Raw genomic sequence first — 16,302 nt, 5'->3', positions numbered from 1 at the left:
ATTTTGGGTTTTTAGACAAACTTGCGTTAGTAAACTTTACAAAACGCATCGATAAAAACAGAAAAAAGATTCTAATGATGAATGACAATTATTTAAAGTCTGAGCTCTATAGTTCCATTAAAAACGATGAACAAATTTTTGATTTTATTCAAGATAATTGCTTGGATGGGCTCTGGTATTGGGATTTAGAAAAACCCGAGAACGAGTGGATGAACCCTCGATTTTGGCACATCTTAGGTTACAACCCGAATGAAATGCTTCATTCGCCAAGTGCCTGGCAACACATTATTAATCAAAACGATTTACAAGTTGCCATAGATAATTTGCAAAAGCATTTGGCAAACGAAAACCATCCTTACGTCCAAATTGTTAGGTACCGGCACAAAGAAGGACACACCGTTTGGATTAGATGCAAAGGCAAAGCCATACGAGACCAACAAGGCAAACCTACTCGAATGTTAGGTGTACATAACGACATAACAGATTTTAAGAATAAAGAAATACGTTACAAGTCTTTAATAGAAGGTACCAATGTTGGTACTTGGGAATGGAATGTGCAAACCGGGCAAACGGTATTTAACGAGCGCTGGGCAAACATAGTAGGATTTACGCTTGACGAGTTGGCACCAATAAGTATAGAAACCTGGATGAAATTGGCTCACCCAGATGATTTAGAGGAATCGGGCAGGCGATTAAATGAGTGCTTCGAAAAAAAAGCTGAGTATTACGAGTTTGAAGCTCGTATGAGACACAAAAACGGGCAATGGGTTTGGGTATTTGACCGAGGAAAAGTATTTGAATGGACAGAAGATGGCAAGCCATTGATGATGTATGGAACCCACCAGGATATTAACGAACGAAAGAAAAAAGAAGAAGAACTTAGCATTAGCGAGGAGGCATTTAGAGGGAATTTTGAGAATGCTGCCATAGGCATGGCCCTATTAGATCCAAATGGCAAATGGCTAAAAATAAACAAAAAACTGAGCGACATTGTAGGCTATTCTGAAGAGGAGTTATTAAAACTCACTTTTCAGGATATTACTCACCCCGAAGATTTGGACAAAGACTTAAGCCTTTTGCAAGAATTAGTGCAGGAGAAAAGAAGCCATTATCATTTAGAGAAGCGATACTACCACAAACTGGGCCATATTGTACACATTTTTCTGGCGGTATCAATGGTAAAAAATAATGAGGGTGAGGTGCTCTATTTTATTTCACAAATTATTGATATTTCGGCATTAAAAAAGATAGAGAATGAAATTAAATCATTGCTAACTATTACCAATGAGCAAAATGCAAGGCTGCGGAATTTTGCGCACATTGTATCTCACAATTTAAGATCACACAGTAGCGGAATCTCTGGCATATTAGAATTACTTAAACTTGAATATCCAGATATAGCAAACAACGAATTGGTTATGTTAGCCACTCGGGGTGCCATAAATTTAGTGCAAACCGTGAATGATTTAACCGAGGTAGTTCAGATTAATTTAAACGAGGCAAAGGCTTCCAGTATTAATTTATTTGATGTTATCCAAAAAAATATTGAAAGCCTCAATATGCAAATAACACAAGCTGGGATTGATGTAAATAACAAAGTAAATAAGCAAATTTATATTAAAGGCGTACCAGCGTATGTTGATAGTATTGTACTCAATTTAATAACAAATGCAATTAAATACCGAAGTGAAGAAAGAAAAAGTTACCTGAATATTGATGTGAAAATTACAGAATCTAAGGTAACTGTTCTATTTGAAGACAATGGACTTGGTATTGACCTTAAACGAAATGGCGATAAAGTGTTTGGTATGTATAAAACCTTTCATCAACACCAAGACTCAAGAGGTGTGGGACTATTTATAACCAAAAATCAAATTGAGAGTATGGGCGGCAAAATAAAAGTTAGCAGCGAGGAGAATGTTGGAACTACGTTTTCAGTTACCTTGCCGGTATGAAGTTACAAAAGGCATTTATTTATCAGAAAAATCTTAACCACCATAAAGTAATTATTTAATAAACCATATCAAAAATGAGAAAAATTGAGCTAGCCTGTATTATTGAAGACGATCCGATGCATTTATTTTTAACAAAAAAATACATTGAGCTTACCGGTCTTGTTGAAAAAATATTGGTTTGTAAAAACGGAAAAGATGCATATGAGACAATAAAAGCATTGTTTGTAAATAGTGAAAAATTGCCGCAAATAATTTTTTTAGACTTGAATATGCCTGTGTGGGATGGTTGGCAGTTTTTAGACGAATTCACAAAAATACCAGTTAAACAAAAAATTACAATTTATATTTTAACCAGCTCAGTTTACCAAGATGACATAAATAGAGCAGAAACATACAGTTTAACAAGCAACTATTTAGTAAAGCCAATAAGTCATGAGCAAATGAAGACAGTTTTATCGGAATTAGTTTGTAGTTAACTTTTTAATCAATGAGCATTCAAAACGTTTACTCACACGGGTTTTGCGTCAGGCGGACTTACATGCAGTGCTTTGTGCTTCTATTCATTTCACTGTTATTTGATAGTTTAATGTCCAGAAACCATTACGTATAATGCTTACGTCGAATACAAAGCCATCAGAAAAAACTTTTACGGACGCCATCTTTACAACTATAAGCACAGAAATTCTCTCCCATTTAGAAAATCTAATTCTATTTATAAACAAGCTGCAATAAATTCCCTAAACTTTATATCCAATAACAGTTCATCTAAACTCCAAAAACCTCGTTATCATTTAAATTATCAGCACAAAACATTAAAAAACCAAAATCATAATGTAATTAAACTTTAAACACTTAAATAAAATCTTATTTTTACAGCCCAGCATTGCCAAAATGGCTTAAATAGCGCCATGGCTTAATTGTTGATTTTACAAGAAAAAAGAATACAAAAAGAAGATGTTAAGTTTTATAAATAAAATATTTGGTAGCAAGTCTGATCGTGATGTTAAAGCTGCAAGACCATTAGTAGAAAAAATTAAAGGTGAATACGAAAAATTAAGTACGCTTTCTCATGACGAGTTAAGGGCAAAAACTTTAGATTTTAAGCAACGTATTAAAACATCGTTAGCTGATATTGATGCTAAAATTCAGGAAATTAAAACCAATGTTTTAGATAATCCGGACATGCCTTTGCATGAGAAAACCGATTTTTACGATGAGATTGACCGCTTAGGTAAAGAAAGTAACAAAACGCTTGAAGCTACTTTATTAGAAATATTGCCAGAAGCTTTTGCGGTAATGAAAGATACTGCTCGCCGATTTACAGAAAACGAGAAAATAGAAGTAACCGCAACTGATTTTGATAGAGAATTAGCTACCCGCAAGCCAAACGTATTAATTAAAGGCGAAAAAGCTGTGCACCATAACTCATGGTTAGCAGCAGGTACAGAAGTAAAGTGGAACATGGTACATTACGATGTACAGCTTATTGGTGGTATTGTTTTGCATGAAGGTAAAATTGCAGAGATGGCAACTGGTGAGGGTAAAACCTTAGTAGGTACTTTACCAATTTATTTAAATGCGTTATCTGGCGAAGGTATTCACGTAGTAACTGTGAATGATTATTTAGCCCGACGTGATAGTGAGTGGAATGGTCCAATTTTCGAGTTTCATGGTTTAGCTGTTGATTGTATTGATAAGCACCAACCAAACTCGCCACAAAGAAGAAAAGCTTACCAAGCAGATGTGGTTTACGGAACCAATAACGAATTTGGTTTTGATTACCTGCGTGACAATATGACACGCTCGCCAGAAGAATTGGTACAAGGTAAGTTACACTTTGCCATTGTAGATGAGGTAGATTCGGTTTTAATTGATGATGCTCGTACGCCATTAATTATATCTGGCCCAATACCAAGAGGTGATGAGCATGAATTTTACGATTTAAAACCCAGAATTGAACGTTTAGTAAATGCACAAAAAAACTACGTTCAAGGTGCGTTAAACGAAGCAAAAAAATTAATTGCAGATGGTAAAACTGGCCCCGAAGAAGGTGAAGGTGGTTTAGCTTTATTTAGAGCTTACCGTGGTTTACCAAAAAATAAAGCATTAATTAAATTTTTAAGTGAGAGCGGGATGAGAACCATCCTTAACAAAACTGAAAATTATTACATGCAAGATCAAAATAAAGAAATGCCAAAAGCAGATCAAGAGCTTTTCTTTGTGATTGACGAAAAAAATAACCAAGTTGAATTATCTGAAAAGGGAATTGAATTAATTACTGCTTCTGGTGAAGATGCACACTTTTTTGTGATGCCAGATGTAGGTACCGAAATTGCTGATATTGAAAAATCTAATTTAGCTACAGAAGATAAAGTGGTTAAAAAAGAAGAATTAATCAGAGATTTCTCTATCAAATCTGAGCGTATTCACTCTGTTAATCAACTTTTAAAAGCTTATACTTTATTCGAAAAAGATACAGAATATATTATTGACGAAGGAAAAGTTAAAATTGTTGATGAGCAAACAGGTCGTATTATGGATGGCCGCCGTTACTCTGACGGTTTGCACCAGGCAATAGAAGCCAAAGAAAATGTAAAAGTAGAAGATGCTACCCAAACTTACGCAACCATAACGCTTCAAAATTACTTTAGAATGTACCACAAGTTAGCCGGTATGACGGGTACTGCGGTTACAGAAGCAGGTGAACTTTGGCAAATTTATAAATTGGACGTAGTTGAAATTCCAACAAACCGCCCAATAGTACGAGACGATAGACAAGATAAAGTTTACCGTACCATGCGAGAAAAATACAATGCCGTTGCAGAAGAAATTGTAGAATTAACAGAAGCCGGTCGCCCTGTGTTAGTGGGTACAACATCTGTAGAAATTTCAGAATTATTAAGCCGTATGCTTAAAATGAAAGGAATTAAACATAATGTATTAAACGCAAAATTACACCAACGCGAGGCAGATATTGTTGCCGAAGCAGGTAAAGCTGGTCAGGTTACCATTGCAACCAATATGGCTGGCCGTGGTACAGATATTAAATTGGGCGAAGGCGTAAAAGCATCAGGTGGTTTGGCCATTGTAGGTACAGAGCGTCATGAGTCTCGTCGTGTAGATAGGCAGTTAAGAGGTCGTTCTGGCCGTCAGGGAGACCCAGGTTCTACACAGTTCTTTGTGTCTTTAGAAGATAATTTGATGCGTCTTTTTGGCTCTGAACGTATTGCTGGTTTAATGGTACGTATGGGATTAGAGGATGGCGAAGTAATTCAGCATTCAATGATTACCAACTCTATTGAAAGAGCGCAAAAGAAAGTAGAAGAAAACAACTTTGGTATTCGTAAGCGTTTGTTAGAGTATGATGATGTGATGAACTCGCAACGTAACGTAATTTACACCAAACGTAAAAACGCATTATTTGGCGAACGTTTAGATGTAGATATCGAAAACATGATTTTAGATGTTGTTGATGATATTGTTATCGAGTATAAAGAAAGTAACAATTATGAAGGTTTAAAATTAGAATTGTTAAGACTTTTTGTTTTAGACACCACAATAACTGCAGATGAGTTTGCTTCATCTAATATTGATAAACTTGCCGATAGGGTTTTTGTAGAAGCAAGCACTTATTACAAAAATAAATCTGCTGATGTTGCAGCACAAGCTTACCCAGTATTAAAAGACGTTTTTGAAACCAGAGGCGAAAATATTGAAAGCATCATAGTTCCGTTTACTGATGGTTCACATGGCATTCAAGTTGCAGCTCCATTAAAAAAATCGGTAGAAAACAAAGGTAAAGAAGTAGTAAAAGCTTTTGAAAAAACCATTACGCTTTCGCTGATTGATGATACTTGGAAAGAGCATTTGCGTGAAATGGATGATTTAAAACAATCTGTACAAAACGCAGTTTATGAGCAAAAAGACCCATTGGTAGTTTACAAAATGGAAGCTTTCAATTTGTTTAAACAAATGCTTTCTGTTGTAAATAAAGATGTAGTAAGCTTTTTGTTTAAAGGCATCATTCCGGTACAAGGTAACGCACCTTTAAGAGAAGCTGCGCCACAGCCTAAAACGGACATGAGCAAGCTAAAAACATCTAAAGCAGATAATGTTAACGAAAATAACGGCGTACCTATTGAAGATACCAGAGAATTACAAAAAACACAGCCAATAAGAGCTGAAGTTAAAATTGGTAGAAACGACCCTTGCCCTTGTGGTAGCGGTAAAAAATACAAAAGCTGCCACGGACAATTATAAATGAATATTAAAAGAAGCTTATTTACATTATTAATTAGCCTTTTAGCCGCCGGTGCTTTTTCGCAAGAAGCTGCAAAGGTAACAGTAATAAAAGATCCATTAATTGATAGTTTGATAGCTAGAAGAATTGCACTTAACAAAGGTGTTAATAGAGATGGTACACCTATTATTGTTTACGGCTACAGGGTACAAGTTTTTTTTGGTAACGATAGAAAAGAAGCATATAATGAGCAATCTCGTTTCAATTCTTTGTATCCAGAGCTTGCAACTTACATATCTTATACCCAGCCCAATTACAGGGTTAAGGTAGGCGATTTTAGAACCAAGGCCGAAGCCCAAAAATTATTAAATGAGTTAAGACCGCAATTTCCAACACTTTTTATTTTTAACGAGCGCATTAATCCTCTTAAAGCCGACGAATACAATGTTGATAGATAGAATTAAAAAATTAGCAGAAGAAATTCATGCCGATGTAACCACAAATAGAAGACATTTACACGCCAATCCCGAACTTTCTTTTGAAGAATATAAAACCGCTGCTTTTGTAAAAGCCGAGTTAGATAAGTTAGGCATTCCTTATCAAGAAATGGCTAATACCGGTGTGGTGGGTATTTTAACAGGGGGGAAAACATCAGATAAAGTAATTGCTTTAAGGGCAGATATGGATGCTTTGCCAATAACAGAGGCTAATGAAGTGGATTATAAATCTAAAAATGTAGGGGTAATGCATGCTTGCGGGCATGATGTGCACACTTCTTCTTTACTAGGAACGGCAAAAATTTTGTCTCAAATAAAAGATGATTTTGCTGGTACGGTAAAATTTATTTTTCAGCCGGCAGAAGAACGTTTGCCCGGCGGTGCTAATTTAATGATTAAGGAAGGCGTTTTAGAAAATCCAAAACCAACTGCGGTTATGGGGCAACATGTAATGCCTTTAATTGATGCTGGTAAAATAGGTCTTCGTTCTGGTAAATACATGGCCTCTACAGATGAACTTTATGTAACCATTAAAGGTAAAGGTGGGCATGGTGCACAACCACAACAAAATATAGACCCAGTAGTTATTATGGCGCAAATTATTACTGCGTTACAAACCATCATTAGCAGAAGTTCAGACCCTCGCTCTCCTTCTGTTTTGTCTTTTGGTAAAGTGATAGCAAATGGTGCAACCAATGTAATTCCTAATGAGGTTTATTTGGAAGGTACTTTTAGAACGCTTAACGAAAAATGGCGAGCAGAAGCGCACCTAAAAATGAAAAAAATGGCAGAAAGCATTGCCGAAGGCATGGGCGGAAGCTGTGATTTTAGAATAGAACATGGTTATCCTTTTTTAATTAACGAGGAAAAACTGACCGCAAGAGTTAAAGACGCTGCGATAGATTATTTGGGAGCAGAAAATGTGTTAGATTTAGACATTTGGATGGCAGCCGAAGATTTTGCTTATTTCTCTCAAGTTAGTGATGCTTGCTTTTACCGCTTAGGTACAAGAAATGAAGAAAAAGGAATTACCTCTTCTGTACATACCCCAACTTTTGATATTGATGAAAAGGCCTTAGGTTTAAGTACGGGCTTAATGGCTTATATGGCTGTTAAAGAATTAGGGAACTAAGCTCTAATTTTAAGTACATTTAAGAATTTTGCATTTAGATTTTCTTTCTGAATGCAAATTCTTATTTTTAAAAAACACCATCTTCACTTCTATTTATTGATTAAAGTTTTCTACAATGTCAACGTAAGATGACTAAGGGATAACTAGGAGGAAACTATACCTAAAGTACTGTTTTAAGCTTTTTATTTAGTATTTTGGTTTAAATAAAATAATCTCCCTTAATTTTATTCAAAATCTGAGAACTTCCATTAATTAAAAACAAGGTCATGACAAAATTATTTGTTTCACTTATTTTTACTTTTTTATCATTTACAACCATAGCTCAAAGTCCAATAGGGGCATGGGAAGCAATTTCTAAAGCCCAAAATGGAGATGAGCTAAAGACCGTGGTAATTTTTACCGATGGTTATCAAGTACTTAGTATTTATAACTTAACTACCGGGAAGTTTATCAGTTGTAATGGAGGAACTTGGAAACTTAATGGAGATACCATGACAGAAAAAAAAGAGTTTGACACCAATGATTCAAAAAGTGTTGGTACTGAAGTTAGTTTTAAAATAGTTATTACAGATCAAAGTTTTCAAATTGTAGGCAGCAAAATGAAGCTAAAAAGGGTTGATGATGGAAAACCCGGTGCATTACAAGGCGCATGGCTTATGTCGGGCAGAGTTACTGATGGTAAAGAACAAACAAGAGATACAAGCGGACCAAGAAAAACCATGAAAATATTATCTGGAACTAAATTTCAGTGGATAGCTTACAATACAGAAACCAAACAATTTTTGGGAACCGGAGGTGGTAATTACAGCTCAGAAAATGGCGAATATGTGGAGAACATAGAATTCTTTTCAAAAGACGATACTAAAGTAGGAATGAGTATTAAATTTAATTATAAATTGATTGATGGTAAATGGCATCACTCGGGTTTTTCCAGTAAAGGAGACCCAATTTATGAGATTTGGAGCATAAGGGAATAGTTTTTGACCTAACAATAAAATAGCTAAAATAAAAATTATGCAAATACAATCTTTTAACGAAAGTTTAGAATTTAACGACACTCGTGTGGTTACAAAAGTTATTTTAGAAACATCTTTTACTAAAGAAATAAGAATTTTATTGAAGCGAGGACAAATAATGAAAGAGCACCAAACACCTTTTTCTATTTTGGTACATGTATTAGATGGGTATATTGATTTTGGTGTAGAAGGGGTAATTCACCACTTAAAAGCAGGAGCTATCATTACGCTAGAGGGGAACGTAAAACATGATTTAACTGCAAAAGAAGATAGTATAGTAAGGTTAACTTTATCAAAATTTGACAAGGTTGAAAGGGTTGAGCAGGTGGTTAAAAACTCTTGATTAAGATAAAAATTAACCTGGTTATTTACTTCTTAGATTCAATAATTTTGAATTCTTAATATCACTTATTGAAATAACTCTAAAAATCAGTTCTAAATTAGCTTATTTTAAGGCAAACTACTATTACAAAAACCTTGAAAAAAATTAAATGAAAGTTTTTATAACAATTTTATTGTCTAATTTTTTAATGGTTTTTGGATATTCTCAAACCTATGAAAATTTAGTATTCGAAGGTGCTGGTGTAAGAGGCATTGCATATTCAGGTGTTTTAGCCGAATTGGAAAACAGAAAAATTACCAACAATATTGTTAAGGTTGGCGGCACTTCTGCCGGAGCAATAACCGCATTGATGGTTTCTTTAGGCTATACATCTGAAGAGATTTTTAATATTATATCAGCAACCAAATTTCAGAAATTTAATGACGGTGAATTTTTTTTTATTGGAGGTTTCTTAAGAATGAATTCTAAATATGGCTGGTATAAGGGAGATAAATTTAAGAAGTGGTTAGAGAAAATTATAATTAGTAAAACAGGCGATTCGGAAATTACTTTTAGTGAACTTACTCAAAAAGGATTAAAACAATTATACATTACAGCAACTTGCTTAAATAGGCAAAAACTCATAGTATTTTCTGCAGAGACATATCCAAACATGAAGATTAAAGATGCCGTAAGAATATCAATGTCTATACCCTTGTATTTTGAGGCAGTTTTTATAGACAGTATAGGACAGGTTTACAATAAAAATAAAGCAGCAAATTTAGATGTTGTAGTAGATGGCGGAATAATAGGAAACTTCCCTATTTTTATTTTTGATAGTTTAAAAGTTGATTCATTAAATCAAACAATTAGAATCCCTAATTATAAAACATTGGGTATAAGAATTGACTCTGATTTACAAATTAAAAATGATTCCATGTCTAAAGCTTTAGTTCCCATGCCAATTAATAATATGAATGATTATTTGCAGGCATTTTATGTTTTAATTCTTGAGAATTTGAATAGGACAGCTTTAATTTCTGCTGACTGGGAACGAACAATTTCTGTTTCATCAGTTGGAATTAGTCCAAGGATTAAGAAAATGTCAGCAGCGCAAAAGCAATCACTAATAAAAAGTGGAGAGATAAGTGCGCAAAAGTATTTCAATAAATAATTTTCAAAACCTTAATGACATCTATATGCTAATTAGAACCAATTCTGAAAATTTAGATTTTCAAAATTTAGTAATTGAGCTTGATAAAGATTTAGCAATTAGAGACGGCGAAATTCATTCGTTTTATGCACAATTTAATAAAATTGCAGCAATAAAATATGTTATAGTTGCTTATGAAAATGAAATGGCTGTTGGCTGTGGAGCTATAAAGGAATATAATGCTGATACAATGGAAGTAAAAAGAATGTATGTTGAAATTAAAAATAGAGAAAAAGGCATTGCTAGGATGATATTAAAAGAGTTAGAAAATTGGGCGAAAGAATTAGGCTATAAAAAACTTGTTTTAGAAACCGGCAATAAGCAGCCAGAAGCTTTACATCTTTATAAAAGTAGTAGATTTAATGTAATGGAAAATTATGGACAATATGCAGGTTTAAATACAAGTATTTGTTTTTATAAAGAATTTTAAAATGTACAATCTGCTTATTTCGTCTTAGTTTTAAATCTAGTTTGTGTAATAGGTAAATGGTAAACCCAAAATACATTATCAACCAAATTGAATTATATTTTGCTTACATTTAAATAAAAAAAATTAAAACTATGAAAAAGTACATCCTTATTTTATCGGCAATTGCTTTTGGTTTTACTGCTTGCAACCAAAATAAACCTAAAGAAGCAAGCGAAGTTTTAAATGAAACTAATGCATCAAAAGAATGTTATTTAGCAACATCTGGTAAAGATTCTTCTTCCATTTCTTTTGATAATAAAAACGGAGAAGTAACAGGTATTTTAAACTTCAACTTTTTAGAAAAAGACGACACAAACGGCGAAATTAAAGGTTCTTTTAAAGGAGATACTTTATTTGTAGATTATGTGTTTCAAGCAGAAGGAACCACTTCTAAAAATCCATTAGTTTTTCTTAAAAAAGGTGATAAACTACAACAAGGTTATGGTGTAATTGAAACCTATTTAGGTAGAACTTATTTTAAAAACCACGCTGAAATTAAGTTTGAAGATGGGTTTTTGTATGAGCCTATAGATTGTCAATAATCAACTCTTTACAATTGTTACTAATTTTCATCAATCATATAATTAGATAATATGAGGTTGCTTGCTTAGGCAGCCTTTCATTGTTTATCAAAAAATCTATAGATTGTTATCACCTTTTAAAATAAAAGTGTTCTTATCTATCATTAATTTAAAGGTTAAAAAAATATTAATTCTACCTATTGCGGTCAAAAATTTGATTTGTTTAATATTCTGTAAATTTTACATAAACTCAACCTGCCGCTATAAATAAGACAATTTAGGCATTTAAAGCTATTATGATTTCTTTTATTACCGCTATTATTGTTTTGATTGTTGGTTATTTTGTTTTATCAAAAATATCTGAACGCATTTTTGGCATTGATGAAAACCGTTTAACACCTGCAATTACACATGCCGATGGGATAGATTTTGTTGCTCCTCCTTTATGGAAAATATTCTTAATTCAGTTTTTAAACATAGCTGGTTTGGGGCCAATTTTTGGAGCAGTTGCTGGTGCAATGTGGGGTCCAGTTGCATTTTTGTGGATCGTATTAGGAAGTTTGTTTGCCGGCGGAGTACATGATTACTTCTCGGGGATGCTATCTGTAAAGCATAAAGGCGAAAGTATTACAGAAATATCTGGCTATTACTTAGGTAGCGGTGTTAAACAATTTATGCGGGTTTTTTCAGTAGTACTGCTAATAATGGTTGGCACTGTATTTATTATGGGCCCAGCTAAATTATTAATTGGTATAAGTGATGGCTTTGGCGGAATTAACTTTTGGGTAGTGCTTATTTTTATTTATTATATCCTATCCACGGTTCTTCCTATTGATAAAATTATAGGTAAAATTTATCCGGTGTTTGGTGTGGCTCTACTATTTATGGCTGTAGGTATATTTGTAATGATGTTCATAAATGATATAAAAGTTCCAGAGGTTACCTTTGCAAATCTTAAAAACTTTCATAATAATCCAGATGAATTTCCGATTTTCCCATTTGTATTTGTAACAATAGCTTGTGGAGCAATTTCAGGTTTCCATGCCACTCAATCACCGTTAATGGCAAGATGTATTACTAATGAAAAACAAGGCCGTCCAGTATTTTTTGGTGCAATGGTTACAGAAGGTATTGTTGCTTTAATTTGGGCGGCAATTGGAATGTCTTTTTACAAAAGTGTAGGTGGTTTAAATGAAATAATGGAAGCTCAAGGTGGTAATGCTGCTTTTGTGGTAAACGAAATTTCGAGTTCCTTATTAGGTAAAATTGGCGGCATTTTAGCATTATTGGGTGTTGTTGCAGCTCCAATAACCTCTGGCGACACAGCTTTCAGAAGTGCAAGACTAATTATTGCTGATATTTTTAAACATAATCAACGCCCAATCTTTAATCGTTTTTTAATTAGTGTGCCTTTATTTATTATAGCTTACTTTTTAACTCAGTTAGATTTTTCTATCATTTGGCGTTATTTTGCATGGACTAACCAAACATTGGCAACTGTAGTTTTATGGACAATTACAGCGTATTTAATTAAAGAGAATAAAAACTATTGGATTACTTTAATCCCAGCAATTTTTATGACAGCAGTTGTTACATCCTATTTACTGATAGCACCCGAAGGATTTAATTTACCTAACAATATATCTTATTTAGTTGGATTAGCGGTTGCTATAGGCTCCGTAGTATATTTTTTTATAAGCCAAAAATTAACTAAGCAATTATAATTATTAGTTTTTCCCAAAATTTAGTAATATTTCTTTAAGCATCTCAACAGTAACTGGTTTTACAATATAGTTATTGATATTATCATATTGCTTTGCTTTTTCTACATCCTCCGGATCTATAGATGAGGTGACAATGTAAATTGTTATTTGTTTAGCCACCGGTATTTTAGTGAACTCCTCTAGAAACTCCCATCCATCCATAACTGGCATGTTCAAATCCAGTAGTATCACTTCGGGTAGATGCTCATCATTTTGAATGATAACTGATAATCTGTCCAAAGCCTCTTTGCCATTGTGGAAGATCAAAAAACTTTCACAAAAGTCGGCCAAAACCATAATTCGCTTTGTGCAAAACACATAGATTGGGTCGTCATCTATAATACAAGCTAGTTCAATTTTTTTCATGTTTCAGATATACTTTAAATATTGTTCCTTTATTAAGTTCACTTTCCACTTCAATTTTCCCACCCATTGCTTCAATTTGATTCTTCGTTATAAATAGTCCGATACCTCTGGCATCTGGGTTTCCATTAAAAGTTTTATACATGCCAAATAACTTCGCTCTATTTCTTTTTAAATCAATGCCTATCCCATTATCCTCTATCGTAAGCAAAACATATTCCTTTAATTGAACTGCTGAAAAAGAGACAAAAGAGGGTCTGTCATTTGATCTGTACTTAATCCCATTGGTAATAAAGTTAAGAATAATACTTTCTGTATAAGCCGAAATGCCCATTATTGACATTTCGCTATCAACGTTGTTTTTAATTTCCACTAAGGCTGAACTGGCTATCTGGCCTACACTTTTAGAGGCAGATTCAATGATTTTGTATAAGTTTAAGGGTTCCAAATTTTCGGTTGAGTTATTCATCAAAACAACCTCATTTAGATTAGATATAGTTTCTTTAAGATTTTTAAGGGCCGTTTGTAAAAGAATAATGTACTCATTTTCAACAACTTCTTGGTTTTCTTCAACATACAAGTCTATAACCATCTCAAGATTACCGGTATGTGACCGTAAATTATGGGATACAATATGAGCAAAGTTTTTTAGTCTCTCATTTTGATCTGTGGTAATCTCTAAAATTGATTTAAGTTCATTTTCAGCTTTCTTTATATCGCTGATATCTGTACCTACCCCAAGAAAACCTACTACCTCACCTTTAGAATTTTTAATGGCGGTAATCACAAGTTGAACAGGAAAAAAAGTACCGTCTTTTCTTACATAGGTCCATTCTCTTGACTCAACCCCGTCTATTTTGGGTACTTGTACAAAAACATTGAACTCTTCTATTTTTTGGTTAAACAATTCAGATAATTCTTCCCCTCTTTTTAAAACCTCTTCTTTAAGATGTATGATTTCCAGTGTTTTAATTCCAATCATCTCTTTGGCAGAGTATTGCAAAAGATGCTCTGCACCTTTATTAAAATGCGTGATGTTTCCTTGTAAATCAGTACCTATTATTGAAACATAACCCGCATTAAAAATAGTATGTAGTTCTTCATTTAATAGATGCAATGCTTCTTCAGCTCTTTTTTTATTGTCAATATCTTGGAAAACACCATACAACCTTACACATTTTTGATTTTTAAACTCAGCCTGTCCTATGGCCCGGGTCCAATATAAGTTTCCTTTACGTGTAACCAGTTCAACTTCCTCATCAAAATAAGTTCCATTGGCTATTGCTTCTGAAATTGCAAGATTAATGGTGTCTCTGCTCGTTCCTTCTTTATAAAAATTAATTGCCGTTTCTAGTTGAGGTTCAAATTCAGGGTCAACTTCATGGATTTCTTTGGTTATCCTACTCCAAGAAACTTTATTCCTTACTAAATCAACCTCCCAAGTGCCAATCCTGGCAACTTCATTTGTTCTATCCAGTATTTCTTCAATTCTTCTTTTCTCTTGGTCCTTTTCTTTTAAGTTAGTGATATCAGCGGTGTACATTAGTATTCCACCAATATTTCCTTCCGAAATATACCATGGTCTCACATCCCAAGTTATCCACTGTAGAGAGCCATCGCTACGCTCAAATGATGCTTCATCACATTTATTAATTTCGCCATTTAAACAGGCTTTATGAATTGCTTTCCAATCATCACCAATTTCTGGAAATATCTCATAATGTGAGCGTCCAATTATTTCTTTCCCCTTCAACTGATAGTCAGCAATCCATCTTTCGGAAGCAGCCAGATAGCACATTTGTAGGTCAAACATCGCAATTGCATTAGGTGCCTGTTCTATAAATATTTTGTTTCTTTCGTTATTTCTTTTAACTTCTGACTCCGATTTCATACGGTCAGAAATATCCCTAATTGATGCACAGATGTTTATTTCATCTTCTGTTTGAATCTTAGCGACATTGATTTCAATTGGGAATTCTTCTCCATTCTTTCTTAACCCCTTAATGTTAAGCAAAGTATTGCCGGTATTTGAAATGATATTTTCAACAAATTCTGACCATGAGGACTTTATTTCGTCTCGATGACGATTAGGCAACAGCATGAAAAATGAGTTTTTAAGCAGTTCCGCACCTAAATATCCAAAGAGGTTTTCTGCTTGACTGTTAATTAATTGAATTACGCCGGCTTGATTAACAATCAAAGTTGCATCTGGTGCGTTTTCTAATATTCCTCGAAATTTAGCTTCTGAAATTGCAATGTCTTTCTCCAGTGCTTTCACTTGGGTAATATCTGCAACATGAACAAAGAAGCCTCTAACCTTTCCTTCAAAAATATCTGGATAATAATTGGCAATAGAGTTTATTGTTTCTCCTGATGGTGTTTTAATCACCCTTTCAAACTGCTGTGGATTTCCTTTTAACACCTCAGTGATATAGGGTAGATTTTCTTGGTAAAGTGCAGGACCTAATAAGTCTAACATGCTCATTTTATCTACCATCTCCTCTCTGGTTTTACCAAACCACTTTAGATAGGAATGATTTGCAAACCGGCATAACTGATTTTTGTCCCAATATGCCAACATAGCCTGAGCATGGTTTGCAACTAACAATCCAAGATTATTAATTTCAAAGAAAGTTTGAATATTATCTTTAGGTTCGGTAGCCATATTGAGAATTATTAAATATAGAAACAAATATAAAAAAACGCAAGGTATTTCGTAACAAATCAACCAGTACTTAAAATGAATTCATAACTGTCCGAACAAATAATATACAAAAAAGGCCTGTATAATTCTAATTTTGAGTTGCGAAA

Annotated in this window: 13 protein-coding genes; 11 read left to right on the top strand and 2 right to left on the bottom strand. The window is 33.8% G+C overall.

Annotated elements, in window-relative coordinates; genetic code table 11:
• Positions 1–74 precede the first annotated feature (74 nt).
• The 11 genes from ACFSSE_RS07865 (at position 75) to ACFSSE_RS07815 (ending at position 13,089) form a co-directional block, all read left to right on the top strand.
• Positions 75–1,955: a PAS domain-containing protein gene (locus ACFSSE_RS07865; protein ID WP_379045548.1), complete on the top strand. Its 1,881-nt coding sequence runs from the start codon at positions 75–77 to the stop codon at positions 1,953–1,955.
• Positions 1,956–2,029: 74 nt separating this feature from the next.
• Complete coding sequence (locus ACFSSE_RS07860) at positions 2,030–2,431, top strand: response regulator (RefSeq protein ID WP_379045545.1); 402 nt, start codon at positions 2,030–2,032, stop codon at positions 2,429–2,431.
• A 478-nt stretch (positions 2,432–2,909) separates the two neighbouring features.
• Positions 2,910–6,215 (top strand): preprotein translocase subunit SecA, encoded by a 3,306-nt coding sequence (gene secA, locus ACFSSE_RS07855; RefSeq protein ID WP_379045542.1) that lies wholly within the window; start codon positions 2,910–2,912, stop codon positions 6,213–6,215.
• On the top strand, positions 6,216–6,653 hold the full coding sequence (locus ACFSSE_RS07850; protein WP_379045539.1) for an SPOR domain-containing protein: 438 nt from the start codon (positions 6,216–6,218) through the stop codon (positions 6,651–6,653). It abuts the gene before it with no gap.
• Positions 6,640–7,824 (top strand): M20 metallopeptidase family protein, encoded by a 1,185-nt coding sequence (locus ACFSSE_RS07845; RefSeq protein WP_379045536.1) that lies wholly within the window; start codon positions 6,640–6,642, stop codon positions 7,822–7,824. Before ACFSSE_RS07850 ends, ACFSSE_RS07845 begins: the two co-directional genes overlap by 14 nt.
• 266 nt (positions 7,825–8,090) lie before the next feature.
• On the top strand, positions 8,091–8,801 hold the full coding sequence (locus ACFSSE_RS07840) for a hypothetical protein (RefSeq protein WP_379045533.1): 711 nt from the start codon (positions 8,091–8,093) through the stop codon (positions 8,799–8,801).
• Positions 8,802–8,838: 37 nt separating this feature from the next.
• Entirely contained in the window at positions 8,839–9,183 is a 345-nt protein-coding gene (locus ACFSSE_RS07835) for a cupin (protein WP_379045530.1), read from the top strand.
• 148 nt (positions 9,184–9,331) lie between these two features.
• Positions 9,332–10,336, top strand: a complete 1,005-nt coding sequence (locus ACFSSE_RS07830; protein WP_379045527.1) for a patatin-like phospholipase family protein — start codon at positions 9,332–9,334, stop codon at positions 10,334–10,336.
• 25 nt (positions 10,337–10,361) lie between these two features.
• The gene (locus ACFSSE_RS07825; RefSeq protein WP_379045523.1) at positions 10,362–10,805 is read left to right on the top strand and encodes a GNAT family N-acetyltransferase; all 444 of its coding nucleotides are present in this window, start codon (positions 10,362–10,364) and stop codon (positions 10,803–10,805) included.
• 131 nt (positions 10,806–10,936) lie between these two features.
• A complete protein-coding gene (locus tag ACFSSE_RS07820; protein WP_379045520.1) occupies positions 10,937–11,386 on the top strand; it encodes a hypothetical protein in 450 nt (149 codons plus the stop codon).
• A 275-nt stretch (positions 11,387–11,661) separates the two neighbouring features.
• A complete protein-coding gene (locus ACFSSE_RS07815) occupies positions 11,662–13,089 on the top strand; it encodes a carbon starvation CstA family protein (protein ID WP_379045517.1) in 1,428 nt (475 codons plus the stop codon).
• 3 nt (positions 13,090–13,092) lie between these two features.
• On the opposite strand, the gene ACFSSE_RS07810 is transcribed toward ACFSSE_RS07815, so the two are convergent.
• Positions 13,093–13,494, bottom strand: coding sequence for a response regulator (locus tag ACFSSE_RS07810; RefSeq protein ID WP_379045514.1), 402 nt, complete (start codon positions 13,492–13,494; stop codon positions 13,093–13,095).
• Positions 13,481–16,156 carry a PAS domain S-box protein gene (locus ACFSSE_RS07805; RefSeq protein WP_379045511.1) on the bottom strand — a complete coding sequence of 892 codons (2,676 nt, stop codon included), beginning with the start codon at positions 16,154–16,156 and terminating at the stop codon, positions 13,481–13,483. The genes ACFSSE_RS07810 and ACFSSE_RS07805 overlap by 14 nt, the downstream gene beginning before the upstream one ends.
• Between the last annotated feature and the right edge of the window lie 146 nt (positions 16,157–16,302).

This window comes from Pedobacter alpinus, assembly GCF_042684645.1.
GTDB lineage: Bacteria > Bacteroidota > Bacteroidia > Sphingobacteriales > Sphingobacteriaceae > Pseudopedobacter > Pseudopedobacter alpinus.
The sequence above is the reverse complement of the archived record's forward strand: the minus strand, read 5'-3'. Positions and strand labels throughout refer to the sequence as shown.

Bases quoted from the DNA above. Each gene is read 5' to 3' on its own strand.
- ACFSSE_RS07810 (WP_379045514.1), bottom strand. From the start codon at position 13,494: ATGAAAAAAATTGAACTAGCTTGTATTATAGATGACGACCCAATCTAT.
- ACFSSE_RS07805 (WP_379045511.1), bottom strand. From the start codon at position 16,156: ATGGCTACCGAACCTAAAGATAATATTCAAACTTTCTTTGAAATTAAT.
- ACFSSE_RS07850 (WP_379045539.1), top strand. From the start codon at position 6,216: ATGAATATTAAAAGAAGCTTATTTACATTATTAATTAGCCTTTTAGCC.
- ACFSSE_RS07820 (WP_379045520.1), top strand. From the start codon at position 10,937: ATGAAAAAGTACATCCTTATTTTATCGGCAATTGCTTTTGGTTTTACT.
- ACFSSE_RS07815 (WP_379045517.1), top strand. From the start codon at position 11,662: ATGATTTCTTTTATTACCGCTATTATTGTTTTGATTGTTGGTTATTTT.
- ACFSSE_RS07860 (WP_379045545.1), top strand. From the start codon at position 2,030: ATGAGAAAAATTGAGCTAGCCTGTATTATTGAAGACGATCCGATGCAT.
- ACFSSE_RS07825 (WP_379045523.1), top strand. From the start codon at position 10,362: ATGCTAATTAGAACCAATTCTGAAAATTTAGATTTTCAAAATTTAGTA.
- secA (WP_379045542.1), top strand. From the start codon at position 2,910: ATGTTAAGTTTTATAAATAAAATATTTGGTAGCAAGTCTGATCGTGAT.
- ACFSSE_RS07840 (WP_379045533.1), top strand. From the start codon at position 8,091: ATGACAAAATTATTTGTTTCACTTATTTTTACTTTTTTATCATTTACA.
- ACFSSE_RS07830 (WP_379045527.1), top strand. From the start codon at position 9,332: ATGAAAGTTTTTATAACAATTTTATTGTCTAATTTTTTAATGGTTTTT.
- ACFSSE_RS07865 (WP_379045548.1), top strand. From the start codon at position 75: ATGATGAATGACAATTATTTAAAGTCTGAGCTCTATAGTTCCATTAAA.
- ACFSSE_RS07835 (WP_379045530.1), top strand. From the start codon at position 8,839: ATGCAAATACAATCTTTTAACGAAAGTTTAGAATTTAACGACACTCGT.
- ACFSSE_RS07845 (WP_379045536.1), top strand. From the start codon at position 6,640: ATGTTGATAGATAGAATTAAAAAATTAGCAGAAGAAATTCATGCCGAT.